Source organism: uncultured Rhodospira sp. (assembly GCF_937138205.1).
Classification (GTDB): Bacteria; Pseudomonadota; Alphaproteobacteria; order Rhodospirillales; family Rhodospirillaceae; genus Rhodospira.
This window is the reverse complement of sequence record NZ_CAKZOT010000106.1, coordinates 1-24,827: the sequence shown is the minus strand read 5'-3', so window position 1 is coordinate 24,827 and position 24,827 is coordinate 1. Positions and strand designations below refer to the sequence as shown.

Below are 24,827 nucleotides of genomic sequence, written 5' to 3'. Positions count from 1 at the left end.
GCAACAGAGCTTAATCTCCCAATCCGACTGTCTCAAAGTCGTTGACACGTTCCGCACCGCAATGATTGACTGGACCGAAGAGCAACAGGAACTGCAGGACGCGATCAGCCGCTGGCACGCGGACCTGAGCGCCGACCACATCGAATTGGACCGGAAGGGCGGTTTCGCCTGGGACAAGTGGGAGATGGTTCGCCAATCGGGGCTTCTCGGCCTGCCCTTCGACGAGGCATGGGGCGGCATGGGCAAGGACCTTATGACGCTGATGGGTGTGCTCGAAGCGCTCGGATACGGGTGCCGGAACGCGGGGCTCAATTTTTCCATATCCACCCATATCGTCAGCCTCGGCATTCCCATCCAGGTCTATGGGTCGCAGTCCCTGAAGGAGCGTTATCTGCCAGGCATTTGCGACGGATCAGCCATCGGTGCGCACGCCATCACCGAGCCGGGCAGCGGCTCCGATGCCATGAACATGCGCACGACGGCGGTCGCCGATGGCGAGGCCTACGTCCTCAATGGAAACAAGACCTTCGTGAGCAATGGCCCGGTGGCCAGCCACTTTGTGGTCTACGCCAAAACCAATCCCAGGATGGGCAGCCTGGGCGTCACCGCCTTCGTTGTCGATCGGGACACACCTGGCCTGACGATGGGGCAACCCTTCGACACCATGGGACTGCGCAATTCGCCGCTGTGTCCGTTGTTCTTCGATGACTGCCGGGTGCCTGCGACGAACATTGTCGGCAAGCCCTCGCTGGGGTTTTCCATTCTCGACTATGTCATGAAGTGGGAAGTCCTGTGCTCTTTCATCATAACTGTCGGAGAAATGCGTCACCGATTGGAACAGTGCATCGAGTATGCCCGTACCCGCCAACAGTTCAACAAACCCATCGGTGAATTCCAGTCGATCGCCCACAAGATCGCGGACATGAAAGTCGGCCTGGAAACCACTCGGTGCTGGCTTTACCGGACCGCAGAAAAATTTCTCGCCAACAAGAACGTGACGACTGACATCGCGATTGCCAAACTTATCGCGAGTGAAAAGAATGTGGAGTCCGCGATGAATGCCATACAAATATTTGGGGGCAACGGGTATATGACAGAATATGGCTTAGAAAAAGAGCTACGAAATGCTGCCGCGGGCACGATTTATTCTGGAACATCGGAAATCCACAGAAACAGGATCGCCAAGATGGTCGGGCTTTGATTTCTAGTGCGAGAGTTGCACAAACTCTGGGCACGAAAAATAACAAATCATAATCAGATGGAACACAACAATACCTGAAAGAGTGTTCTAGTGCTAATCGGCTCATGTTGAAACATTGGACTGGATCACCGCCATGACAACATCCGTTCTAACTGAAGAAAAACCTCGGCGCGGCGACGACTGCCGAGGAACAATCAACCCTTCCATGAAGTCCGCCGCGCCCCAGACCCGTGGGACGACGGATCATGTTGCGGAATTCTCCGGCGTGTCCAAGTCCTACAAGACGGGGCGCGTGAAGTTCCAGGCCCTCCGCGACGTTTCCGGCCGTATTCCGCGCGGATGCACCAGCTACATCTTCGGTCCGTCGGGCAGCGGCAAGACGACCTTCCTCAACCTTTTGGGGGTGATCGACCGTCCCGATGCTGGCGACATCACTATTCTCGATACGCCAGTCAGAACGTTGTCCGACAGTGCGGCCGCTGACTTCCGAATGCAGCACATCGGCTACATCTTCCAGAACTTCAACTTGATCCCCGTCTTGAACGCCGTTGAGAACGTTGAATACGTTCTCCTGCGGCGCGACCTGACCCGCGCGGAGCGACGAGACCGGGCCTCGGCCTATCTGGAAAAGGTGGGTTTGGGCGAACTACTCAAGCGCCGTCCCGGCGAACTGTCGGGCGGCCAGCGCCAACGCGTGGCCGTCGCCCGGGCGCTGGTTGGCGAGCCATCCCTTGTCGTCGCCGACGAACCGACCGCCAACCTGGATAGCAGGACCACCCGCGAAATCGTGGACCTGATGCGCAGTATGCAGGAAGAGCTGAAGACCACGTTTGTCTTCTGCACCCACGATGTCGACCTTGTGACCGGGCCTGGCAGCCTTGTTCACATCGTGGACGGACAGATCACGCACATGGAGAGACTGTCATGATCTGGTCGATTGCGATCCGCAACCTCCTGCGCAATGGGCGCCGCTCCCTGATGACCATCTTGGCGATCGGCGTGAGCGGCATGGCCATCCTTCTGTTCGGCGGCTTCGTGACGTCGATCTGGTATGGCCTGCAAACCTCGATCGTTCAGGAACAGGGCCACATCCAGATTTTCAAGCGCGGGTACCAGGACTACGGGGCCGCCGACCCAGACGCCTACACCATGGACGATTACCCGGCCGTGATCGACGCCATCCTGTCCGTGCCCGCCATTCGCGAAGACGTGGCGGTGATCACGCCACAGATTCAGATGGGCGGCATCGCCGGAAACCCGGAGGGCAACAGCAGCAAGGCCTTCATTGGCAAGGGAGTCGTTCCCTCGGACTACAACGCCATGCGGACCTGGGACTACTGGGCTCAGGGCACGCAACTGGCCCCCGTCCCTCTCGTCGATGACGATCCGGAAGGGGCGATCATCGGCGTCGGCATGGCCCGTATGATCGGCTTGTGCGACGAATTGAACCTGGCCCAATGCCAGGATCCACCGACTGCGGACGCACCGGATGGCCCCATTGACGAGGACTTCTCCGACCTGGTGTCCGCCGAACTGCCCGGCACCGCCCAGGAGAAGGACGGTCGCCCGCGCCTGGACCTGCTGGCCGCCAGCTCCGGCGGCGCCCCGAACATCGTCAGCGTCTTCGTCAATGCCGCCCAGACTCAGGCCATCCGCGCGGTGGACAACGCACTGATCATGCTCACGTTCGACCAGGCCAGGCGCCTTCTCTACGGGAACGAGCCCCGCGCAACCCTGGTGGTGGTCCAGCTAAAAGATCCGACAACCCTTTCCGAGACCAAGGGCATGATCGCTGAGGCGCTCGAGGCCGAAGGGCTCGACATGGAAGTGCTGGCCTTCAACGAGGTTGATCCCACCTTCAACCGCGTCTTCGCCATGTTCTCCTTCATTTTCGTCGTGGTTTCCCTGGTCCTGGCCGTCGTCATCGTGTTCACGATCATCAACACCGTGACCATGAATGTGATGGAGCGTGTCAACGAGGTGGGGACGGTTCGAGCCCTGGGCTTCAAACGATTCGACGTGTTTCGCCAGTTCATGGCCGAGAGCTTCCTCTTGGGCTTGGTGGGAGCCCTGACGGCTATGGCGCTGGGCATCGTGGTCTCGACCCAGTTCAACAGCGCGGGAATGCAATGGACGCCGCCGAGCAACGCCGCGCCGCTTACCCTTGAACTGATGGTGGCCGAGAACCTGCTCCTCGTGGCCGGTACGGTCGGTTTCCTGACCCTCGTGACCGTCCTGTCTTCAATCTTGCCCGCGACCAAGGCGATCCGCATTCCGATCGTCCGCGCGCTGCACTACGCCTAGGGGAGGCAGGCCATGACCACCACCTCGTTCAAGCGGTTTGCTCTGGCGTTGATGATTTTGGTGACCGCGCCCAGCCTGCTCACCGCAGCTCACGCCGCCACGGCCGAAGGCATCCTCGAGGCCGCCGACGTCATTCGCAACCCGCAGATGGCCTTCGCCGTCGACGTCGACCTGATCGCCTACGAGGACGGCCGGCAGACCGACAGCACCCGCGTGACCACCTTCTCCCGCAAGGACAACAGGGATGGCCAGTTCCTGACCTTGGTCCACATCAACGAACCGGTCCGGGATGAGGGAAAACTGCTGCTTCGCGATGGCAACATCCTGTGGTTCTACGATCCCGCGTCCAAGGCCAGTGTGCGCATGTCCCCGCGCCAGCGATTGTTGGGCAACGCGTCGAACGGCGACGTCATCACCGCGAACTTTGCCCTGGACTACACGGTCTCGCTGGAGGGGGAGGAGGACGTGGTCGACGGGGATCGTCAGACGCGGCCCGCTTACCGGCTGCGTCTGGTCTCCCAAAGCGATATCACCCCCTACCAGGAAATCCTGCTGTGGGTCGACCGGAACAATTCTCGGCCCCTGAAGGGTCAATTCTTTTCACGCAGTGGGCGCCTTTTGAAAGTGGCCTGGTACCGGGGATGGAAACCTGTCCTGGGCGAGACACGCCCCACCGAGGTGGTCATCGCCGACGGCTTCGATCCGTCTCAGGTGACCGTCATGCGGATGTCCAACTATCGGCCCGAGGACCTGCCCCTGTCCTGGTTCTCCAACAGCTGGCTACCCCGCTTCCGGACACCGTGACATGACGTTCCTCCCCCTAATCCTTCGGCGGTTCGTCGCGGCGCCCGTGGTGATATGCGCCACCATGGGCGTCGCCCCCCCGACGACGATGGCGCAGTCGGGGGCGACCGACATGCCGCCCGTGCTGGAAGGCCCTCCTGTCCTGGAAGGCTCACCCAACGCACTGGACGTGGTGCCCGATGTTCCCGGCGTCGGGACGTCCGGCGAACCCGACGGAGAGACGCGGCAGGGCGCGGGAACGGTGGCACACCAGCCATCCCTGCGCGCGTTGATCCCGTTCAGGCTGTCGGTCGGTGGGTCTCTGGCCCTGAACGCCTACCGAAACCCCGTTGTCCCGACCTCGCGCGCCGAACCCGACTGGACCCAAAGGTTCGACCTGCGGATGAGCGGTCACCCTTCTGTGACGGATCGGCTGGGGGTCCTGGCCAACCTGCGCTTGCGCACCTCGATGGCCGACAACAGCGACTACGCCATCGACCGCAACAGCCATCTGGACATTCAGGAACTTGCCGTGGATTACCGGCTAACCGACTGGCTGACCGTGGAGGCCGGTCGGATCAACGTGCGCAACGGCGTGGCCACCGGATTCAATCCAACCGACTGGTTCAAGAATGATAGCTTGGTGGTCGCCGACAGCTTCGATGTGGTCGACCGCCGCGAGGACCGCTTGGGCGTCCTGGTGGCGCAAGCCGCCTTGCATACCGACGACTTGGTTCTGATTGCCGGCTGGCGGCCGGGCCTGGACACATCCAGCGGGACATGGCTGACCGATGCCGATGTCATCGGCCAGGGGTTCGATCGCACCAACAGCACCGACGCCGGCTACCTCAAACTAACGCCTGTCGGCTGGGAAAACATCTCGTCCACCATCAACCTGTTTTACGAGGAAGACCAACCCGGCGTGGGCGCCGAGGTGAGCGGCGTCGTTTCCGAGTCGCTGGTGCTTTTCGCCGAATGGTTTGGCCAGTGGCGTCATTCGATCGTCGATGAAAGCAATCGGTCGGGCGCGCTGCCCAAGGCCGTGGCCAGCAACCTTGGTGCCACGGGGCAGCGAGCATTCCTGAATCAGGTGGCCTTGGGTCTCACCTGGTCCCCGCCGACGGACTGGGTGGGGACGGAGGACATCAGCCTGACCGCTGAATACCACTACAATCAGGCCGGCCTGTCCGGAGAAGAGTTGGATGCCTGGTTCGATGCCGGGGTGTCCGGCGCCGCCGCGCCGGGCGCATTGTGGTCAATTCGCGCTTTGGCCTCGACGCGCCAGGAGCCCCTGAGCCAGCACCAGGTCTTCGTCCGCCTGACCTACAACGACATCGTCGACGACGTGAACCTGAGTGCCATCACGTTCGTCTCCCCCGTGGATGCGAGCGTGTTGTCCGAGGTGTCTCTGGACGCGGAGGTGTTCACCAACGGGCAGATCTCGCTGTCCGTGTTCGCCGCCGCAGGCCCTGAGCGAAGCGTGTTTGGGAGTCTCTCGAACAACAGCGGTTGCAAGCTTTCCGTTTCCTATTCATTCTAACTGTGTGATGGTCGACGCTGCGCACCTCTATGTTGTTTGACACACGATATAACGTTTTGTGGTTCGGTCTTGACCACGGTGTGAAAGCGACGCGCGGCGGGCCGGTCGCCATTCGGAATGGAGATAGGCAATGAAAGTTTTGATGATCGATGACGACAACGAACTGGCGCGCGCCATGATGCCTGTGTTCAAGACCTACAGCATCGACGTGGAGGCCTCCTACACACCCGAAGACGGTCTGCAGCGCCTCAGAGAGCAGTCATATGATCTGCTGATGCTCGATATCATGCTGCCGGATATCAACGGGTTCGAGTTGTGCCGGCAGATTCGCATGTCGAAAGAACCCCATCACGATGTTCCGATCATCATGTTGACCGCGCGCGCGGACCTGACGGACTTGGTGGTTGGCTTGGAGACAGGGGCGGACGACTACGTGACCAAGCCCTTCGAGCCCCGAGAACTGGTGGCGCGCATTCATGCCGTCCGCCGGCGGTTCCAGGAACGAGCCGCAACCCAGGCCGCAAAGGCACCGGAGAGTGAGGAACACATCTCGTTCCAGCTCGACAACGCCTTTCTGACCATCGACCCCGTCAAAGCCCGCGCCTACGTCGGCCAGACCCCGGTCACCCTGACCTCGATGGAGTACGAGCTGCTCCTTGTGCTCGCCAAGAATTCGGGCCAGGCCTTCAGCCGCGACGACCTAATCTACGCGCTCCAGGGCATAAACCGTATTTGTACGCGTAGTATCGATGCCATCGTTTACCGGCTGCGCCAAAAGCTCCGCCATATCAATACCGAGGCGGATTTCATCCGCACTGTGCGGGGCCGGGGCTACAGCCTGATCGGAATGCGAATCCTCGCACCGCCGCCCGACCAAAGGCCCGGTGTGGATTAACCTCAGGAGTCCAACGTGTTTCGCAACTTTGCTTCATATTCCGTGTTCACGCTGTTGCTGTTGAACACGTTGGCCTCAACCATCGTGGTTGCTCTCGTTTCCATTTCTGCCTTGCAAAGAGTCGCCGACGAACATCCCAGGCGGTATTTGTCCAAGACATTGTTCCAGTACGTTGTCGACACCTTCCCGTCCGACCAACAGGGCCGGGTCAAGGTCAACGGTCTGACGTTCGAGTTTTTCCCCCTGGCCGCCCTGCCGACGACCCAGTCGGACATTCCTTTTGACGAATTGCTGCAAGGCGTGCGCCAGGATCCGGATGGAATCCCCATCATCTTTCACGACGGCCGCTATATGGCCGCGGTCATCGACGGTGACACCCTGGTCGTGCTGCCCCGGTTCGGTCGGTCCCTGTCCAGCCAGGCCTGGGTCCTGGTGAGCGTGGTCGTCGTCACCGTATTGACCGTGCTCGTCCTGAACATCCTTTCCATTCGCCACCTGACCAAGCCCTTTTCGGTCTTCCGGCGGGCCGTTCAGAACGTGGACAATGGCAACCTGTCGTACCGGGTGCCCATCAACAAGACCTACGGCGAATTCCGCGACCTCGCCAACAGCTTCAACGGTATGCTCGAGCGGCTGGAGCACGTGAACGCCGCACGCCGCCACATGCTTCTCGCCATCCCGCACGAGGTCCGCACGCCACTCGCCCGCTTGAAGGTGCGCAAGGACATGATCTCCGAACCGGAGATCCACGAGGCGATTTCCCGCGACATCAACGCGCTTGAGGAAATCCTTGAGACCATCCTCCAGACGGAGCGGCTGCAGTCTCAGGAAGGAACCATCAAGCGCTCGCCCGTCCCTGTGCATTCATTCTTTCAGGAAATCGTCGATGAATTCCGGCAGCAGTACAGTGATCTGGACCTTGTCGTTAAAACGGACGAAGAGACCTTCCACGCTGACGCTTTCAGCATCTCCTTGTTGATGAAGAACCTGATTTCCAATGCCATACGGTATGGTCGTGAACGCCCGATCACGGTGACCGTGGCGCAACAGGAGAGGGAGCCCGACACCCTGGTCCTCTCGGTGTCGGATCAGGGCACGGGGATTCCGGAATCCCAGATCCCGTACATGACCGAGCCCTTCTGGCGCCTGGATGAATCCCGTCAACGCAAATCGGGGGGATACGGCCTGGGGCTATATCTGTGCGACACGATCAGCAAGAGCCACGGCGGGCAGTTGATCGTGGAAAGCAAAGTGGACGAAGGAACCACTGTCACGGTCACATTGCGCGAAGCATTTGTCTCCAAACAATAGACCAAACAGAGGTAGAGTTGAAGTTGATGGCGGCGGATCGTTTGCCTGTATTCAACAGGGTTAAATGAGGGTGATACCCATTGCCGTCGTCAAGGTCTTCATCAGGGCATCAGTAGGCGTACGAGGAGAAGGACATGGTGACCGAGGCATCCATTCGGCCGACGCAATTCATGGACTACGACAGCCCGGCAGTGCGCCAGTTCGTGGCGCGTGTCATACCAGACGTCGATCTGCCGCTTCGTGACAAGGTCGTCCGGCTTTATCACGCCGTCCGCGATGAAATCCTCTACGAGATTTACGGGGCCGACCTTTCCGAGGAGGGGATGCGGGCGAGTTCCATCATCAAACGAGGAAGCGGCCTGTGCACCCATAAGTCGATCGTCTTTGCGGCGGTCGTGCGGTCCCTTGGGGTGCCCTGTCGCCTTGTCCTGACGGACGTGCGCAATCACTTGACATCCGAGCGGCTGCGCCAGTTCGTCGGCGGCGACGTGTTCCATTTTCATTGCCTTGCGTCACTGTGGCTCGATGGCAAGTGGGTCAAAGCCACGCCGATCTTCAACAAAAAGCTGTGCCAGCTCTACGGCATGACTCCGTTGGACTTCGACGGCACCACCGACAGTCTCCACCATCCCTTCGATGAGGAGGGGCGGAAATACATGGAATTCATCCGCAACCACGGCGAGTTCGACGATTTCCCCTACGAATGGGTGGTGGAGGGGTTGCGCGAGGCCCACCCGAATTTGTTCCAGACGCGGAACCGGTTCCGCTCCGGATCCCTGGTGGCCGACACGCAACGCGAACGGGAACCATGCCATTCGGACCAGGGCTCCCTTTCCTGATCAGAGGACAGAGAGGAGTTCATCGAAGCTCGGCGTATGGACATGGATGCGTGGCGCGGTTTCCGGCCCACGCTTGGCGACCGCAAGAAGAAACGGTGCCGGGACCTCCAAATCCGTGACCCACCCTTCGCGCACGCTGTGTGTCAACGGGCAGGACGCCGCCAACGTGGCGTCCGGTCGCAAGGCGTCCAGCGATGTGAAGGGGAGGGCGAGCCCAAGCCCCATCGCCTTTGCAAACGCCTCCTTTCGTGTCCACAGACGCAACACCATCTCGTGGTGGGCAGCCTGGTCGGTGGCCAGACAGGCCAAATGCTCCAATTCCGATGGCGTGCAGAACCGCGCGACGAGGTCGTCCTGCAACAGTGGGCGCTTCCGCGTTTCCGCATCAATGCCGACCGCGCCTGAGACGGAGACGGCAACGGCGACGAACCCTTTCGTATGTGTGAGGTTGAAGTCGATGGAGCCGGGGAGTTGGGGGGCAGAAACATGGGGTTTTCCAGAAGACCCGGCCTTGAACTGCCAGCGGTGAAATGGGGCACCAAAACAGATTGAGAGCGCGAACCGCTTTAAAGTATGCGCATAAATATAATCACGGCGCCCAGCCTCGAACAGAAAGGCGCTCGCCTTCCTTGTTTCATCATGACCAAGATTCTCCCATAGCCCCGTATGTCTGGGTTCGGGTAGCGGCCCTGTTTCCAGCCACCAGACCTTGACCGATCCAGACGTCATAGGGCAGTCCATGTCGTCCGCGCGCGTGGACAGAAAATCGCGGGCACAGTATGAGCGAACGGAACGACGCTCTTCAAGGGAGGCAGATTCACGTAATCAATCTGAAACACGAGGTGATTCAGAGTGTTGACGATCTTCTCTAGATGGTCACCTTCCCTGGCTTGGCGTCGCAGCCATGGGTCCGGAGCCCACTGCCGACCTTGACACGACGGCCCTATCCGGGCGAAGGGCACGGCCGATGACCGAGCCCTGGACCATTGACCGTCCCCGCCTCGCCTGGGGGCCGGACGGCGCCCCCGAAAGCCTGGACTTCGGCGATCTGTACGCCGCCCCGGCCGACGCCGTCGCGGAGGTGCGCCACGTCATTCTCGACGGCATCGGCGCGCCCGAGATCTGGCGGCGGCCCGGCCCCTTCGTCATGGGCGAGACCGGGTTCGGCACCGGTCTCAACCTGCTGGTGACCTGGGACCTGTGGCGCCGCACGGCGCCGCCGGATGCCCGCCTGCACTGGCTGTCCGTCGAGGGCTGGCCGATGACGCGGGACGAGGCCGCCCGCGCCCTGGCCCGGTTCCCCGCGCTGTCTGACCTCGCGGACCGCCTGCTGGACGCCTGGCCGCCGGCCATCCCCGGCCTGCACGTGCGTGCCCTGGACGCGCGGGTCACCCTGACCCTGGCGTTCGGCGAGGCCTCGCAGGCGCTGCCGGCGTTGACCGGGCCGGTCGACGCCTGGGCGCTGGACGGCTTTGCCCCGGCCCGCAACCCGGCCATGTGGAGCCCGGACGTCCTGGCCCAGGTGGCGCGCCTCGGCCGCCCGGGCGCGCGGCTGGCCACCTACACCGCCGCCAGCCCGGTGCGGCGCGGTCTGGAGGCCGTCGGCGCCACGGTCGAGCGCGCACCGGGATTCGCCGGCAAGCGGGAGTGCCTGCGCGCCACGGTTCGGGGCGCGCCGGCAGCCGCCCGCCCCGCGCGGCGAATCGCGGTCGTCGGCGCCGGCATCGCCGGCTGTGCGGTGGTGGCGGCGCTGCGCCGACGGGGGGCGGACGACGTGTCGGTCCTCGACGCGCGCGGCCATCCCCGGGATGCCCTGCCCCCCGCGCTCCTGGGGCTGCTGGACCCACGCCTGGAAAAAGAGAATTCGCCCGCCGCCCGCGTGCACGCGGCGGCGTCGCTAGCCGCCGTGGCCCTGTATGACCGTTTGGCGGCGGACGGCACCGACCCCTGGCGCGGTCCGCGCGGCCTGCTGGCGGCGGATCGAGGCCGGCGCGACGACGCATGGCGGCGCGCGGTGATCGCCCGCATGGGCTGGCCGGAGGACCGGCTCGCCCTGCTGACGGCCGAGGACGCCCGCGACCGTGTCGGCACCACGCCGCCCGGCGAAACGGCTGTGTGGCATCCGCTTGGGGGGTGCCTGTCGCCCCCTGCCCTGCTGCCGGCCTTGCTCGGAAACACGCCCGTGACCCCCGCCGCCGTTGCGGCCCTGGCGCCCGGCACCGAAGGCGAGTGGACCCTGCTTGGCCACGACGGCGCCGAACTCGCGCGCGCCGACATCGTCATTCTGGCCACGGCCAACGACACCGCCCGCCTGTGGCCGGCGGCCGGCCTGCCGCTGCGCCCGACGCGCGGTCAGGTGAGCATCTTGCAGGCGCGCGGGCCGGACGCGGCGCCGCGCGTGGCGATCTCCAGCGGCGCGTACGGCACGCCACCCGTGGAGGATGACACAGGCCATTGGTGGCGCATCCTGGGTGCCACACATGAGCCTTGGCGGACGGAACCGGAAGGTGCCTACGTCCCGCGCGACGGGGACGACGCGCGCATCCGCGCCGCCCTGGCCGCCGAATGGCCGGCGCTGGCCGACGCGTTGGCACAGGAACCCACCGTCGGCGCGTTGGCCGGCCTGCGGGCCACGACGCCCGATCACCTGCCGATGGCCGGACCGCTGTTCGACGCGGCCGTCTTGGCCGAGGTGCATGGCGACACCTTGCGGAAACGCGGCCGAGTGTCCGGCGCCGCCCTTCCGGCGCCGGGCGCCGACGGCTTGTTCACGCTGTGCGGTCTGGGCTCGCACGGCCTGTCCACCGCGCCCCTGATGGCGGAGTTGGTGGCCGCGCACGTGACCGGCACGCCGCTGCCTCTGCCGCCCGATCTGACCGCCGCCGTGCACCCGGCGCGGTTCGCGGCGCGGGCGCTGGTGCGCGGAGGCGACCCAACAGGTTGACCCGAAAACCACACAACCGATCCGAACGCGCAACGCGGGCCTTTCCCCGGGGCCTCACTTGGTGCATTTTACCGTCCCGTCACCGCCCCGCCCCGAACCGGCGGAGCGACGGACCGCGCCGCCGGCGCGACGCGATCACCCTGGGAGATGGTTGAGGATGGGTACTTTCAGCATCTGGCACTGGATCATCGTGCTTCTCGTTGTCCTGCTTCTGTTCGGCGCGGGCAAGATCCCCCGCCTGATGGGCGACGTCGCCAAGGGCGTCAAGGCGTTCAAGAAGGGGCTGGCCGAAGACGACGAGTCCGGAACCGGCGGCGACTCCAAGAGGATCGAAGGCGAAAACGCCACCGCCGAACGCAAGAAGGACGAAGCCGCCAGCGGCTAGGATCCCCCTATGTTCGATTTCGGATGGACCGAACTGGCGGTCATCGGCGTCGTGGCCCTGTTGATCATCGGCCCGAAGGACCTGCCCAAGGTGCTGCGGACGATGGGCCAGTGGTCACGCCGCCTGCGATCGCTGGCGCGCGAGTTCCAGGGCCACGTCGATGACGTCATCCGCGAGGCCGAGCTTGAGGACGTGCGCGACGGCGTCAACAAGGTGCGGCGCACCAACGTCGGCCAGTCGCTCAACAAGCTGGTCGACCCGGACGGGCGGGTGGCGCGCGAGCTGGACGACGTCGAACGCAGCGCACGCGCCCGGCCGGGCAAGACACCGCGGCTGGAGAAGGACGGCGACACGTCCCCCCGAAGCGAAACGCCCCAGGCGGCGCCCGTGAACACGAGCAAGAAAACGCCCAAGAGCACGACCGACGAGGACTGAACCGGTGCCGGCCTACAGCGACGACCCCGACGACAACAAGATGTCGCTGGTGGAACACCTGACCGAATTGCGCACCCGCCTGCTGTGGTCCGCCGTGGCGTTCGTGGTGGCGTTCTTCCTGTGCTACGGCTTGGCGCAGCACATCTACAACTTCCTGATGCAGCCGCTGGCGTCCATCATGCAGGAGGTCGGCGGCAGTCAGCGCATGATCTACACCGCGCTGACCGAGGCGTTCTTCACCTACGTCGCCGTGGCGGCCTTCGGGGCCATCGTCCTGACGTTTCCGATGATCGCCACGCAGGTCTGGCTGTTCATCGCCCCGGGCCTGTACAAGCACGAAAAGAAGGCGCTGCTGCCGTTCCTGTTCGCCTCGCCGGTGCTGTTCCTGACCGGCGCGGCGCTGGTGTACTACCTGGTCATGCCGCTGGCGTGGCGGTTCCTGCTGGGGTTCCAGACCAGCGGCGCGGAAACCGTGCTGCCGATCGAACTGGAGGCCAAGGTCGGGGAATACCTGGGCTTGGTCATGCGGCTGATCCTGGCGTTCGGGTTCTGCTTCCAGATGCCGGTGGCCCTGACCCTGATGGCCCGGGTCGGCATCGTGAGTTCGAAAACGCTGGCGGGCGTGCGCAAGTACGCCATCGTCGCGGTGTTCGTGCTGGCGGCGATCGTGACGCCGCCGGACATCATCAGCCAGGTCGGCCTGGCGCTGCCGCTGATCCTGCTCTACGAGGCGTCCATCTGGTCGTGCCGGTACGTCGAACGCCGGCGCGGCGACGTCGATGAGGACGACGCGTGGCTCGACGACGACGACGACGAGGACGAGGGCGACCGCGACGAGCAGCCGGATATGGACCCGACTGAGGGCTCGTCCCCGCCCGAGACCCGGGACGATACCGGACCGGCCGCCGGCGCGACGGCTTCGGACGCCGACCGTTCGGTCCGGGACGATACCCTGGACGACATTGACCCACACGACGAAGACGACGGACCGCCGGATACGGACTTCAATACGGGCCGATGAGGCAACACGCACGGTCATTGCGAGGAGCGAAGCGACGAAGCAATCCAGCGCACAGGAAACGACACCAAGCCCTGGATTGCTTCGCCCCCATCTGACGATGGGGGCTCGCAATGACGCGGCGATACAACGCCAGTTTCGTACCCGACTGTCGGTGTGTCGCGCCTGACAGCGCGCCTCACCATGCAAACCCAACGGAACGACCGATGCATGACATCAAGTGGATCCGCGACAACCCCGAGGCATTCGACCAGGGCCTGACCCGCCGGGGCTTGGCGCCGCTGTCGGCCGAGCTTCTGGCTCTGGACGAGACCCGCCGGACCTCCCAAGCGGACCTGAACGCCCTCCAGGCCCGGCGCAACGAGGCCTCCAAGAGCATCGGCAAGGTCAAGAAGGAGGGCGGTGACGCCCAGGCGCTGATGGACGAGGTGGCCGCCATCAAGGCCCGCATGGCCGACATCGAGGCCGAGAACGCCCGCATCGACACCGACCTGCGGGACCGGTTGGCCGCCCTGCCCAACACGCCCGACGCCGACGTGCCCGACGGCCCGGACGAGGATCACAACGTCGAGATCCGGCGCTGGGGCGAGCCGCGCGCGTTTGAGTTCGAGCCGCGCGAACATTTCGACATCGGCGCCCCCCTGGGCATGGACTTCGAGACCGCCGCCCGGCAATCGGGCGCCCGCTTCGTCATCCTGAAGGGGCCAATGGCCCGCCTGGAACGGGCGCTGGCGCAGTTCATGCTGGATCTGCACACGTCCGAGCATGGTTACACCGAGGTCAACACGCCCGCCCTGGTGCGCGACGACGCCCTGTTCGGCACCGCCCAGCTGCCCAAGTTCGCCGAGGACCTGTTCAAGGTGGACGGCGGCTTCTGGCTGATTCCGACCGCCGAAGTCACCCTGACCAACATGGTCGGCGGCCAAATCCTGGACGAGACCGCCCTGCCCCTGCGCTACACCGCCTTCACGCAGTGCTTCCGGTCGGAGGCCGGGGCGGCCGGCAAGGACACGCGCGGCATGATCCGGATGCACCAGTTCGAGAAGGTCGAACTGGTCAGCATCGTCCATCCCGACCAGTCGCGGGCCGAACTCGACCGCAAGACCGCCTGCGCCGAGGAAGTGCTGAAGCGCCTCGGCCTTCCCTTCCGCACCGTCGCCCTGTGTACCGGCGACCTGGGGTTCGCCGCCCACCGCACCCACGATATCGAGGTGTGGCTGCCCGGCGCCGGACGGTACCGCGAGATCTCGTCCTGCTCGAACGTTGGGGCCTTTCAGGCGCGCCGCATGGACGCCCGTTTCCGCCCGAGCGAAGGCAAGGGCACGCTGCCCGTCCACACCTTGAATGGCTCCGGGTTGGCGGTGGGCCGCACCCTGGTGGCCGTCCTCGAAAACTACCAGACCGCCGACGGCTCGGTTACGGTGCCGGAGGCGCTACGGCCCTACATGGGCGGACAGGAGGTCCTGAAGCCCGATGTTTGACCCCATTCCCGACCTGTCGCAGGCCCGCATCCTGGTGTCCAACGACGACGGCATCGACGCCCCCGGCATTGCCGCGCTGGAGCGTGTGGCGCGCACGCTGTCGGACGACGTGTGGGTGGTGGCGCCGGAGACCGAGCAGAGCGGCGCCGGCCACTCGCTCACCCTGCACGATCCCATCCGTTATGACTGGCGCGGCCCGCGCCACGTCGCGGTGCGCGGCACGCCCACGGATTGCGTGCTGATGGCCGTCAAGCTGTTCCTGCCCGACCGCCGGCCCGATCTGGTTCTCTCCGGGTTCAATCGCGGCTCCAACATGGGCGAGGATATCACCTACTCGGGCACCGTCGCCGTGGCCATGGAAGGCACCTTGCTCGGCATCCGTTCCATGGCCCTGTCCCAGCAGGGATCGAACCCCGAGGCCTGGCCCTGGGACACAGCCGAGACCATGGCCGGGGATGTCATCCGCCGCGCCTGCGCCGCCCCATGGAGCCGCAACGTCCTGGTCAACGTCAACTTCCCGGATCGTCCCGTGGACAAGGTCCAGGGCATCCGGGTCACGCCTCAGGGCAAGCGGATCGGATCCAGCCGGTTTTCCGAGAACATGATCGAACGGGTGGATCCGCGCGGCCGGCCTTATGTATGGATCGGCGTCGAGCAGGTCCGCGGCCTGGAGGGCGAGGGCTCCGACCTGCACGCCATCGCCGAGGGCTGTGTGTCCGTGACGCCGCTCTGCATCGACTTGACCGACCGAACAACCCTTGATGCCATGAGGAGCGTCTTTTGAACGAGGGCGCGCACGACCACAAGATCCGTCTGCTGATGGACCTGCGTCGCACCGGCGTCACGGATACGCGCGTGCTGTCGGCGCTGGAAACCGTGCCGCGCGAAGCGTTCGTCTCCGATCCGTTCCTGGAGCACGCCTACGACAACCGCGCGCTGCCCATCGACTGCGGCCAGACCATCAGCCAGCCCCTGGTGGTTGGCCTGATGACGCAGTACCTGGACGTCGGAGCGCGTGACAAGGTGCTGGAGATCGGCACCGGTTCGGGATACCAGGCCGCCGTCCTGTCGAAGGTGGCCCGACGGGTCTACACGGTGGAGCGGCACGGCCCCCTGCTGGCCCAGGCCGAGGAGCGGTTCAAGCGCCTCAGCCTGACCAACATCGTCACGCGCCACGGCGACGGTTTCAAGGGATGGCCCGAGCAGGCGCCGTTCTCGCGCATCATGGTGACGGCGGCGGCCCGCGAGATCCCGGAAAGCCTGACCGATCAGTTGGACGACGGCGGCATCATGGTGCTGCCGGTGGGCGATCCCGATCAGCAATGGGTCATGCGGGTCACCCGCTCGAACCACCGTCTGCACACGGAACGCCTGATGGCCGTGCGGTTCGTGCCGCTGCTGGGCGGCGTGCCTCGCAACGAATCGGAAGAGTAGCGGCAGTTGTACATATTTTTACGGGAGCGGCTCATACCGACCGACGAATGAACTGGTTTTGTTCGTCGGTCCGCCGGCGCGACCGTGCCGGCCAGCCTCCGAAAAGGTCAGCCTTTTCGTCGGCTGGCATCACACCGGCGTGCCCTGTGGCACGCCCTCCCGCAAGTGGCGTACGATGTCCTTGAGCGAGGCTGGTTTCCGCAAAAGGGCATCGGCCCGCTGGCGCAAGCGTTCGAGTTCCCGGGTTGAGCGGGCGGCCTGGCCGGTGATGATGATGATGAACACCGGTCGGTCGCCCGCCCGCAGGCGGTCGATCAGCCAGTGGCCGTCCCGCTCGGGCATCCGCAGGTCGGTGATGACCGCGCGCGCCGGGTCGGTGACGTGGATTTCCAGCGCCTGCTGCCCGTTGAGGGCGACCGTGACGCGATAGCCGATGGCGTCCAGGAACGCGGCGATCTCGCGGGCCGCCTCTTCCTCGTCATCGACCACCAGCACGTGCGGCCGCTGCCCCGCCACCGGATCCGACACGGGCGCGCCGATACCCGATGATGGCGGCGCCTCCGTGGCCGGCTCCTCGACCGGCGCCGGCCGGTGGGTCTGCTGGACCCGCGGCAACAGGATGTGAAAGTCCAGGCCCTCGTCGGTGTTCTCGGCGGTGATGGTGCCCCCCATCTCGGTGATGAAGCCCAGGCTGATCGACAGCCCCAGGCCGGTGCCGTGCTCGCCGGACTTGGTGGTGAAGAACGGGTCGAACATGCGCCGCCGCACGTCCTCCGACACCCGGGGGCCGTTGTTGCCGAGGACGATCCGCAGCCGGTCACCGTCCTCCTCCAAGCGCGCCAAAACCCTGACCCGGGGCGCCTCGCCGTTGCGCAGGCGGCTGCCCTCCGGTGACAGCAGGGCATCGCGGGCATTGCGCAGGATGTTCACCAGGACCTGCTCGAGCTGATGCTGGCGCCCGATCGCCTCCGTGTCGCCCAAGCGGTCCTCGACCTCCAGGCAGATGTTGTCGTCACGGAACTGCTTGTCCACCAGGCCCACCGCCGCCGTGATCGCCCGTGACACGTTGAACGGCTGCACCGCCCCCGTATCCCGGCGGCTCAGGCCCTGCATGTAGGAAATGACCTCGAACAGACGGACGACTTGCTCCTCAATGGCCGCGAACCCGCGTTCGGCCCGCTCGGCATCAAATCCCTGGCGTTTCACACGTTCCAGCGCGCCCTCCGCCTTCAGGCGGATGATGTTCAGCGGCTGGCTGATTTCGTGCGCCAAACTGGCCGACATTTCGCCTAGCAGGGTCAGCTTGGCGGTATGCTGGAACCGGGTCTCCAGCTCGCGCCGTTCCGTCATGTCCTCAAGGATCACCAAGCCCTGCACGTCGTGACCGTCCCCGGCCGGCATGACGGCGAACGTCACGCGGGTCATCAGGCGGCGGTCGTCGCGCCCGCGCAATTCGCGCTCGAACACATCCACCCATCCGGGGCGCGGCTGGCCGTCGATCAGGCGCCGGGCCTCGGTGGGCGTGATGTCCGGGGCCAGCAGGTCCGTGTAGCTCATGCCCCGCAGTTCATGCGCGGACAGGCCGAGCATCCGCCGCACGGCCTCGTTGGTTTCCATCAGGCGCCCGTCCTTGGACAGGGTCATCATGCCGAACGGCGCCAGGGTGAAGATATTGCGGAACTTCAGCTCGCTGTCGGCAAGCGCGCGCTCCGTCTGCTTGCGCTGCGAGATGTCCATGAAGGTGGTCAGGCAGGACGGCGAGGAATCCTCGGCCTCCGGATGCGGGTGGCTCTGCGCCAGGCACACCACCTCCCGGCCCTCACGGCCGAGCACGGTGATTTCGTCGGTGGCCGCCTCGCTGGCGAGCACCTTGTCCAGGTGCCGCGACAGCGCCGCGTGCGACGCCGGGTGGATGAACAGATGCAGGGGCTTGTTTTCGATCTCGGCGCCACGCGCCTCGAACAGCCAGCTGGCGCGTTCGTTGGCGCTGATGATGGTGCGCCGTTCCGAGATGATGCAGTACCCGACCGGCGCGCCGTCGAACAGCGTGGCATACCGCTGAATCAGGGACTCGTTGACCTCTCTGGCGTGGCGCAGTTCCTCGTTCTGTGCCCGCAACTCTTCCTGGTGGGTCGCCAGATCCTCAAGCGCCGTTTCCAGCGCATGGTGCTGGTTCGCGTATTGCCCGAGTTGCTCTTCCCGATCGGCCAGGCGCTGGCTCAGGTCCTCGATCTTCGCCACATAGTCGGTCGTCGCCGTGCCCATGCCGTGTCCCATTCCGCCATCAGCCCAACCCAACCCCGCGTCCGCCCATACCATCAGACTCAAAGGTAAGGCTCTGGGCCTCAGACGCAAACAGAACAGAAGAACGATACGCACCAGAGGAGCGGGACCGCCGAAGGACTGAGCCCCGCCACCGTTCGGTGGCCCGGGATCGCGCGGCCTATTCCCCGCAGTACGGCGTCCGCTCATCCGGCGTGGCATCGGGGTAGAAGGTGACGATGGCGTCGTCGCGCATGACGAAGACCGCCTCGTACCCGTGCCCGTCGTCCAGCACGCGGTGCCGACAGGCGTCGGTGCCCGGCCCCAACTGTCCACGCGCCAGCCGGTAGGCCTTCGTAACCTCATGCAGGATGTCCGACGCCGACAGGCCCAGCGCATATCCGTTGATGCACTTGATCCCCTGATCCCCATCGGGCGTGCGGAAGACCACGCCTTCCGTGTAGATCGGCGGGTCCGTCTCAACGATCGAGCAGCCGCCCTCCATGCGTCCGGCCCACCCGTTGATCTGGGCCTGCGCATAGCGGCCCACGTAATGGAACCCGCCCAGGGTCCAGCGGCCGTCCTCGCGCTGGTCCGGCTCGCCGCAGAAGATGTGCCGGAACCCGGACTCGTGGAACCACGCGCTAACAAGGGTCTCCATGTCGCCGCGCAACGTGGCCAGCAGCGAGTCCCGCAACGACGGCCGGGCCTCCAGAAAGGCGCGGAATCCGCTGGCCGGAACGGCGTCGCCCCAGTCGCCGCACAGGCGCAAGATGTCCCGGTCCACCTCGCCGAACACCGGCATCGGCGGTGTCGGATCGTCGGGTCCTTGATCAACGGAATCGAAGAACGGCGGGAAGGCCGGCGCCGGCGACGAGACGGTGGGCTCATCCGCGACGAGCGGCACCGGCCCAGGAACCGACCCGGCCGCATCCAGCGCGGCCGCTGGCGTGCCGGTTTCCGCGTTCGGGACCGGCGCGGGGACAATTGCCGCCTCGGGGGCCGCCTCGGGCGCCGCATCGCCGGCATCGACGGCGAACACCTCCAGGCGACCGCACTCCCTGGCCACCCACCGCTCTTGCGGATTGGCGCCGGGAACGCGCAGCCTGACCCACGGCCCGTCCGGAATATTGAGCTCGAAGGCCCCGTAGACCGTGCCCGGGCGCAACGTCACATCGCCCGGATTGGTGCCCTGGTTGAAGCTCTGGTAGGCCGGACACTCGGCACGAGCCGCGAAGGTGGCCTCAATGGCCACGGCGGCGGCGGCCGGCGGGGCGGCCAGCCCGCCGGCCACGGCACACACACCGACGGTCAGGGCGACGGAAAGGGCTCGGGACCGAGCGGGCATGATGGCTCCTCCTCGCAGGGGTTCGGCGTCCGGGTCGCGGCCAGCATACCCAGAACCGTGGCGGCTTTGGGGCATGTCGTGGGGATCCGTCACCCGGCGCCGGCACCCTGTCGAGACGCCTGCGGGTACGGTGGAGGATGCGCCGGTCGCGCGGGCTGCCCCGCGCCGGCCGAGCCCCTGGCCTGGGGATCTTGCGCCGGCGGCACGTTCGTGCCGGTGGCGGCGCACTCGTCGCGCAGCATCTCCACGAGGCGCTGCACCTCTTCCGATCGCCGCGCCTGCAGGTGGCGCAGCGTCATGGCGCCGAGCTGAAGGCTTGATTCGAGCGCCTCGGCCACACTGCCGGTCGCGCCGTGGCGCGTCAACTCGGCGACCTGCCCCGGGTCCCGCGCGCGGGCGAACACCGGCAGTCCGGGCCGCAGGCGCCGCACCGCATCCGTCGCCCGCTCGGCGGCCTCAGGTTGATCGAGGGTAATGACAACCGCGCGCGCCTCTTCCAATCCGGCCGCCCGCAGGACCTCGGCGCGGCTGGCGTCGCCGTAGTACACGTCCTGTCCCGCGTGCCGCGCCTGCTCGACCCGCTGAGCATGGAGGTCCAGCGCGCGGTAGGGCATTCCGGTCGCTTCCAGCATCCGCACGACGGTCTGGCCGACGCGGCCGTAGCCGGCGATGATGATGTGGCCGCTGTGCCCCGGCTGGGCTTCCGGCGCCTTCGGCGCCAGCGCCCGTGTCCGGCGGTCGGGCTCCTTCGGCAGCAGAAGCGGCAACAGCTTCACCATCAGCGGCGTCAGGGCCATGGTCAGCGAGATGACCAGGATCAGGAATTGCGCCGTCGCCTGATCCAGCAGCTTGCTTTGCACGGCCAGGGTGAACATGACGAACCCGAACTCACCGCCCTGGCACAACAGCACCGCCACCCGCAGGGAATTGTCGCGCCCGATCCTGAACAGCATCCCCAGCCCGAACAGCACCAGGGCTTTCAGGATCAACAGCCCGAAGACCACCATCAAGACCGGTAGCCAGTTGGCCATCGCCGCCCCGAGATCCACGCTCATGCCGACGGCCATGAAGAACAGCCCCAGCAGGAACCCCCGGAACGGCTCGACATCCGCCACCACCTGGTGCCGAAACTCGGATTCGGCCAGCAGAAGCCCGGCCAGGAACGCGCCCATCGCCATGGACAGTCCGACCGCCTGCATCAGGTAGGCGACCCCCAGGACGATGAACAGGCTCAAGGCCGCGAACACCTCATGATTGCGTGCATCCGCAACAGCCCGGTAAAGGCGCCTCAGCAGGTAGCGCCCGCCGATAATCACCGCGCCAATGGCCAGCACCGCCTGCGCGACACGGGCCACGCCATCCGTCCAGCCGCCGGCGGAAACATCGGCGGACAACAGGGACACCAGGGCCAACAGCGGCACCACGGCCAGGTCCTGTAGCAGCAGCACACCGAAGGCCGCGCGCCCATGGCGGCGGCCGAACTCGCCGCGATCCCCCAGGATCTGCAGGCCGATGGCCGTCGACGAGAGGGCCAGGCCGAACCCGACGACCACCGCCGGCGCCGGCGCCAACCCGAACGCCCACGCCAATCCGGCCAAAAGGGCGCCCGTCACCGTCACCTGCGCGGTGCCAAGCCCAAGGACATCCTTGCGCATCAGCCACAGACGCGCCGGCTTCATCTCGATGCCGATCAGGAACAGCAGGAAGACCACGCCCAGTTCCGCGAAATGCAGCAGGTCCTCGCCCTCGGTGATGAGGCCCAGTCCCCAGGGACCGATGATCAGGCCGGCCACCAGATAGCCCAGCACCGAGCCGAGGCCAAGGCGCTGGAACAGCGTGACGAACACCACCGCGCACGCCAAAAGTGCCAGGATATCGAGAAGGGAGACATGACTCACGGGCCGGACCCTCTCCTGTGTCCGCGAAATCGGCCGATCCACGGAATTCTTGACGTCCATAGTACCCATCACATCGGCCCGGCACCAGTTCGGATCCCGCCGCCAACCCCGCGCCCCGCGCCGCCAACCGTTCATCAACCCCCGTCTTGATCGGCGCGGCGTTTCGCCGCACTGTGCGGAACGCCCGGATTCGGGCCAGGATGCACGAGACCCGGCAACAGACGGGATTCCCGACATGGAAGACCTCGACGACCGCCTGCGGGCGGACATCCAGGCGTTCGTGCCCATCGCCGAACGATTGGCGGACGCGGCGCGCGCCGAGACACTGAAACGGTTCCGCTCGCCGACACTGGCGGTCGAGATCAAAAGCGATCGCTCGCCGGTCACCATCGCCGACCGCGCCGCCGAGGCGGCCATGCGGTCCCTTCTAGACGAGTTCTGCCCGGATCACGGAATCCTGGGCGAGGAGGCCGGATCCAGCGGCCTGGACCGCGAGTTCGTGTGGGTGCTCGATCCGATCGACGGCACCCGCTCGTTCGTGACCGGCAGTCCCTTGTGGGGCACCCTGATCGCCCTGAGCTGGAAGGGGCAGCCGGTGCTGGGCATCCTGGACGCCCCGGCGCAGAATGAACGCTGGATCGGCTGCGTCGGCCGGCCCACCCTGTTCAACGGTGCCCCGTGCCGGACGCGGGCCGCCGGCGACCTCGGCCACGCGGTGCTGTACACGACGACACCCGATCTCTTCTGCGACGATGACCGGCCCGGCTTCGAGGGCCTGTCATCCCGGGTCGCCGAACGACGCTACTGCGCCGACTGCTACGCCTATGGCATGGTGGCCTCGGGCTGGATCGACATCGCCCTCGACCCGGCGACCAAGCCCTATGACTACATGGCCCTGGTGCCGGTGGTCGAAGGGGCCGGCGGACGGATGACCGACTGGTCCGGGGCGCCGGCGAACCTGACGAGTTCCGGCTGGGTCATCGCGGCCGGCGACAGCGCCACCCATGCCGCCGCCCTCGCCGCGCTCAAGGGGGGCTAGCCAGCGGCCCCTTCAACGACGATATCAACCGCTCCACACCCCCGCGGTCACCGGATGACCGCCGCCCCGGCCCAGGATTGCGCCCATGCCCGATCCCTCGATCCGCGAGCAACTCCACCGCGAGGTTCTGCGCAGCGACGATTCGTATGGTCTGCTGCCGGAATTCGTGTCGCAGGTGCACGAGGCGCTCGAAGCGGGGGACGAGGACTCGGTCCGCGACATGGTCGCGCCGCTGCATTATGCCGACATCGCCGACCTGATCGAAACCCTGGGCAGCGAGGACCGGGCGCTGTTCGTCCGGGCGACCAAGGCGAGCTTCAACGCCGAAATCCTGCCGGAACTGGACGACGCGGTTCGCGCCGAGGTGATCGAGGAACTCGGCTACGAGGACTTCGCCGCCTGTTTGCGCGAGGTGGAGTCGGACGACGCGGTCTATCTGGTCGGCCAGTTGGAGGACGACGAGGAAAGGGACGCCGTCCTGGCCAAGCTGCCGCCCGAACTGCGGGCGGTGATCGAACAGGCGCTGGCGCTGCCGGAATACTGCGCCGGCCGTTTGATGCAGCGCGAACTGGTGGCCGTGCCCAGCTACTGGACCGTCGGCGAGACCATCGACTACCTGCGCTCCGGCGCCCGCCTGCCGGACGAGTTCTACCAGATCTTCATCGTCGATCCGCGCCACAGGCCAGTGGGCTATGTGCGGCTGTCGTCGCTGCTGCGCACGCGCCGGCCGGTGCGCCTGAGCCAGATCATGGACCTCAAGGCGGCCGAGATCCCGATCACCATGGACCAGGAAGAGGTCGCCTTCCTGTTCCGCCAACAGAACCTGTTGTCGGCGCCGGTGGTCGATGCGTCCGGACGCCTAGTGGGCCGAATCACGGTCGACGACGTGGTCGACGTCATCGACGAAGAGGCCGAGGACGACCTGTTCCGTCTGGCCGGCCTGTCGGAGGGCGACCTGTTCTCCGACGTGGTGGACACCGTCAAGTCGCGCATCACCTGGTTGCTGGTCAACCTGGGAACGGCCGTCCTGGCCTCGCTGGTGATCGGCGTGTTCGAGAGCACGTTGCAGGCGTTGGTCGCCCTGGCCGTGCTGATGCCCATCGTCGCCTCGATGGGCGGCAACGCCGGGACGCAGACGCTGACCATCGCCGTGCGCGCGCTGGCCACCAAGGAACTGACCGCCGCCAACGCCGGGCGCATCGTCGGCAAGGAACTGGTGATCGGGCTGATCAACGGCCTGATGTTCGCGGTGTTGACCGGGGCCGTCTCCTGGGTCTGGTTTGGCAATGTGATGATCGGCGTGGTCATCGGCGCGGCCATGGTGATCAACATGATCGCCGCCGCCCTGGCCGGCATCGCCATCCCGCTGGTGCTGGATCGTCTGAAGGTCGACCCGGCCGTCTCGTCGGGCGTGTTCCTGACCACGGTGACTGACGTGGTCGGGTTCTTCGCCTTCCTGGGGCTGGCGGCCCTGTTCATCCTGTAGACCGCGAGTCATACTGGGCGAGCGAATTAATGGCTCCTCCCCATTCGCCGGGCGCGGTGCCGACGCGGGAGATCCCTCGGCTCGCCCCCGGCGACGCTTCGCGTCGCCGAGATCATAGAAGCGCGACCATCGTCCCGATGGTCGCGGGGGCTCGCTCGGGATGACGATTTTCTTTATACCCAGACTCTGCTGAAAGCCGGAAAAATGCGATTGAGAGGTTGCCA

General features: G+C 65.6%; 21 protein-coding genes. 17 read left to right on the top strand and 4 right to left on the bottom strand.

The window, feature by feature from the left end; all coding sequences use genetic code 11:
• The 8 genes from Q0309_RS15065 to Q0309_RS15030 all read left to right on the top strand — a co-directional run.
• The coding region (locus tag Q0309_RS15065; protein WP_299442914.1) for an acyl-CoA dehydrogenase family protein at positions 1–1,201 on the top strand (1,201 nt) is incomplete at its 5' end.
• A 133-nt stretch (positions 1,202–1,334) separates the two neighbouring features.
• Positions 1,335–2,129 (top strand): ABC transporter ATP-binding protein, encoded by a 795-nt coding sequence (locus Q0309_RS15060; RefSeq protein ID WP_299442911.1) that lies wholly within the window; start codon positions 1,335–1,337, stop codon positions 2,127–2,129.
• Entirely contained in the window at positions 2,126–3,505 is a 1,380-nt protein-coding gene (locus Q0309_RS15055) for an FtsX-like permease family protein (protein ID WP_299442908.1), read from the top strand. Before Q0309_RS15060 ends, Q0309_RS15055 begins: the two co-directional genes overlap by 4 nt.
• A gap of 12 nt (positions 3,506–3,517) precedes the next feature.
• Positions 3,518–4,309 carry an outer membrane lipoprotein-sorting protein gene (locus Q0309_RS15050; protein ID WP_299442904.1) on the top strand — a complete coding sequence of 264 codons (792 nt, stop codon included), beginning with the start codon at positions 3,518–3,520 and terminating at the stop codon, positions 4,307–4,309.
• A 1-nt stretch (position 4,310) separates the two neighbouring features.
• On the top strand, positions 4,311–5,828 hold the full coding sequence (locus Q0309_RS15045; protein WP_299442901.1) for a hypothetical protein: 1,518 nt from the start codon (positions 4,311–4,313) through the stop codon (positions 5,826–5,828).
• Positions 5,829–5,970: 142 nt separating this feature from the next.
• Entirely contained in the window at positions 5,971–6,723 is a 753-nt protein-coding gene (locus Q0309_RS15040) for a response regulator transcription factor (RefSeq protein WP_299442898.1), read from the top strand.
• 15 nt (positions 6,724–6,738) lie between these two features.
• Positions 6,739–8,034, top strand: a complete 1,296-nt coding sequence (locus tag Q0309_RS15035) for a HAMP domain-containing sensor histidine kinase (protein ID WP_299442895.1) — start codon at positions 6,739–6,741, stop codon at positions 8,032–8,034.
• Positions 8,035–8,168: 134 nt separating this feature from the next.
• Positions 8,169–8,873, top strand: a complete 705-nt coding sequence (locus tag Q0309_RS15030; protein ID WP_299442892.1) for a transglutaminase family protein — start codon at positions 8,169–8,171, stop codon at positions 8,871–8,873.
• Here the strand turns inward: Q0309_RS15030 and Q0309_RS15025 are convergent, their stop codons facing one another.
• Positions 8,874–9,602 carry a 4'-phosphopantetheinyl transferase superfamily protein gene (locus Q0309_RS15025; protein ID WP_299442889.1) on the bottom strand — a complete coding sequence of 243 codons (729 nt, stop codon included), beginning with the start codon at positions 9,600–9,602 and terminating at the stop codon, positions 8,874–8,876.
• A 238-nt stretch (positions 9,603–9,840) separates the two neighbouring features.
• Between Q0309_RS15025 and mnmC the strand changes: the two genes are divergently transcribed.
• The 7 genes from mnmC to Q0309_RS14990 all read left to right on the top strand — a co-directional run bounded on the left by mnmC (position 9,841) and on the right by Q0309_RS14990 (position 16,570).
• Positions 9,841–11,817: an FAD-dependent 5-carboxymethylaminomethyl-2-thiouridine(34) oxidoreductase MnmC gene (gene mnmC / locus Q0309_RS15020; RefSeq protein WP_299442886.1), complete on the top strand. Its 1,977-nt coding sequence runs from the start codon at positions 9,841–9,843 to the stop codon at positions 11,815–11,817.
• Between the two features lie 157 nt (positions 11,818–11,974).
• Positions 11,975–12,202, top strand: a complete 228-nt coding sequence (locus tag Q0309_RS15015; protein WP_299442883.1) for a twin-arginine translocase TatA/TatE family subunit — start codon at positions 11,975–11,977, stop codon at positions 12,200–12,202.
• Positions 12,203–12,211: 9 nt separating this feature from the next.
• Positions 12,212–12,637: a Sec-independent protein translocase protein TatB gene (gene tatB / locus Q0309_RS15010; protein WP_299442880.1), complete on the top strand. Its 426-nt coding sequence runs from the start codon at positions 12,212–12,214 to the stop codon at positions 12,635–12,637.
• 4 nt (positions 12,638–12,641) lie between these two features.
• Positions 12,642–13,658 carry a twin-arginine translocase subunit TatC gene (tatC, locus tag Q0309_RS15005; RefSeq protein ID WP_299442878.1) on the top strand — a complete coding sequence of 339 codons (1,017 nt, stop codon included), beginning with the start codon at positions 12,642–12,644 and terminating at the stop codon, positions 13,656–13,658.
• Positions 13,659–13,861: 203 nt separating this feature from the next.
• Positions 13,862–15,136 (top strand): serine--tRNA ligase, encoded by a 1,275-nt coding sequence (gene serS, locus Q0309_RS15000; RefSeq protein ID WP_299442876.1) that lies wholly within the window; start codon positions 13,862–13,864, stop codon positions 15,134–15,136.
• Positions 15,129–15,920, top strand: coding sequence for a 5'/3'-nucleotidase SurE (gene surE, locus Q0309_RS14995; protein ID WP_299442874.1), 792 nt, complete (start codon positions 15,129–15,131; stop codon positions 15,918–15,920). The genes serS and surE overlap by 8 nt, the downstream gene beginning before the upstream one ends.
• On the top strand, positions 15,917–16,570 hold the full coding sequence (locus Q0309_RS14990; RefSeq protein WP_299442872.1) for a protein-L-isoaspartate(D-aspartate) O-methyltransferase: 654 nt from the start codon (positions 15,917–15,919) through the stop codon (positions 16,568–16,570). The genes surE and Q0309_RS14990 overlap by 4 nt, the downstream gene beginning before the upstream one ends.
• Before the next feature lie 129 nt (positions 16,571–16,699).
• Here the strand turns inward: Q0309_RS14990 and Q0309_RS14985 are convergent, their stop codons facing one another.
• The 3 genes from Q0309_RS14985 to Q0309_RS14975 form a co-directional block, all read right to left on the bottom strand.
• Positions 16,700–18,835 (bottom strand): PAS domain S-box protein, encoded by a 2,136-nt coding sequence (locus tag Q0309_RS14985; protein ID WP_299442870.1) that lies wholly within the window; start codon positions 18,833–18,835, stop codon positions 16,700–16,702.
• 178 nt (positions 18,836–19,013) lie between these two features.
• Entirely contained in the window at positions 19,014–20,180 is a 1,167-nt protein-coding gene (locus Q0309_RS14980) for an EndoU domain-containing protein (RefSeq protein ID WP_299442868.1), read from the bottom strand.
• An 89-nt stretch (positions 20,181–20,269) separates the two neighbouring features.
• Positions 20,270–22,078: a monovalent cation:proton antiporter-2 (CPA2) family protein gene (locus Q0309_RS14975; protein WP_299442866.1), complete on the bottom strand. Its 1,809-nt coding sequence runs from the start codon at positions 22,076–22,078 to the stop codon at positions 20,270–20,272.
• 235 nt (positions 22,079–22,313) lie between these two features.
• Here Q0309_RS14975 and hisN point away from each other — a divergent pair, with 235 nt between their 5' ends.
• Both hisN and mgtE read left to right on the top strand, forming a co-directional pair.
• The gene (gene hisN / locus Q0309_RS14970) at positions 22,314–23,117 is read left to right on the top strand and encodes a histidinol-phosphatase (RefSeq protein WP_299442864.1); all 804 of its coding nucleotides are present in this window, start codon (positions 22,314–22,316) and stop codon (positions 23,115–23,117) included.
• Positions 23,118–23,202: 85 nt separating this feature from the next.
• A complete protein-coding gene (gene mgtE, locus Q0309_RS14965) occupies positions 23,203–24,603 on the top strand; it encodes a magnesium transporter (protein ID WP_299442862.1) in 1,401 nt (466 codons plus the stop codon).
• Positions 24,604–24,827 lie beyond the last annotated feature (224 nt).

Coding starts and splice junctions, on each gene's coding strand:
- Q0309_RS15060 (WP_299442911.1), top strand. CDS start 1,335: ATGACAACATCCGTTCTAACTGAAGAAAAACCTCGGCGCGGCGACGAC.
- Q0309_RS15055 (WP_299442908.1), top strand. CDS start 2,126: ATGATCTGGTCGATTGCGATCCGCAACCTCCTGCGCAATGGGCGCCGC.
- Q0309_RS15050 (WP_299442904.1), top strand. CDS start 3,518: ATGACCACCACCTCGTTCAAGCGGTTTGCTCTGGCGTTGATGATTTTG.
- Q0309_RS15045 (WP_299442901.1), top strand. CDS start 4,311: ATGACGTTCCTCCCCCTAATCCTTCGGCGGTTCGTCGCGGCGCCCGTG.
- Q0309_RS15040 (WP_299442898.1), top strand. CDS start 5,971: ATGATCGATGACGACAACGAACTGGCGCGCGCCATGATGCCTGTGTTC.
- Q0309_RS15030 (WP_299442892.1), top strand. CDS start 8,169: ATGGTGACCGAGGCATCCATTCGGCCGACGCAATTCATGGACTACGAC.
- Q0309_RS15025 (WP_299442889.1), bottom strand. CDS start 9,602: ATGACGTCTGGATCGGTCAAGGTCTGGTGGCTGGAAACAGGGCCGCTA.
- mnmC (WP_299442886.1), top strand. CDS start 9,841: ATGACCGAGCCCTGGACCATTGACCGTCCCCGCCTCGCCTGGGGGCCG.
- Q0309_RS15015 (WP_299442883.1), top strand. CDS start 11,975: ATGGGTACTTTCAGCATCTGGCACTGGATCATCGTGCTTCTCGTTGTC.
- tatB (WP_299442880.1), top strand. CDS start 12,212: ATGTTCGATTTCGGATGGACCGAACTGGCGGTCATCGGCGTCGTGGCC.
- serS (WP_299442876.1), top strand. CDS start 13,862: ATGCATGACATCAAGTGGATCCGCGACAACCCCGAGGCATTCGACCAG.
- surE (WP_299442874.1), top strand. CDS start 15,129: ATGTTTGACCCCATTCCCGACCTGTCGCAGGCCCGCATCCTGGTGTCC.
- Q0309_RS14985 (WP_299442870.1), bottom strand. CDS start 18,835: ATGGGCACGGCGACGACCGACTATGTGGCGAAGATCGAGGACCTGAGC.
- Q0309_RS14980 (WP_299442868.1), bottom strand. CDS start 20,180: ATGCCCGCTCGGTCCCGAGCCCTTTCCGTCGCCCTGACCGTCGGTGTG.
- hisN (WP_299442864.1), top strand. CDS start 22,314: ATGGAAGACCTCGACGACCGCCTGCGGGCGGACATCCAGGCGTTCGTG.
- mgtE (WP_299442862.1), top strand. CDS start 23,203: ATGCCCGATCCCTCGATCCGCGAGCAACTCCACCGCGAGGTTCTGCGC.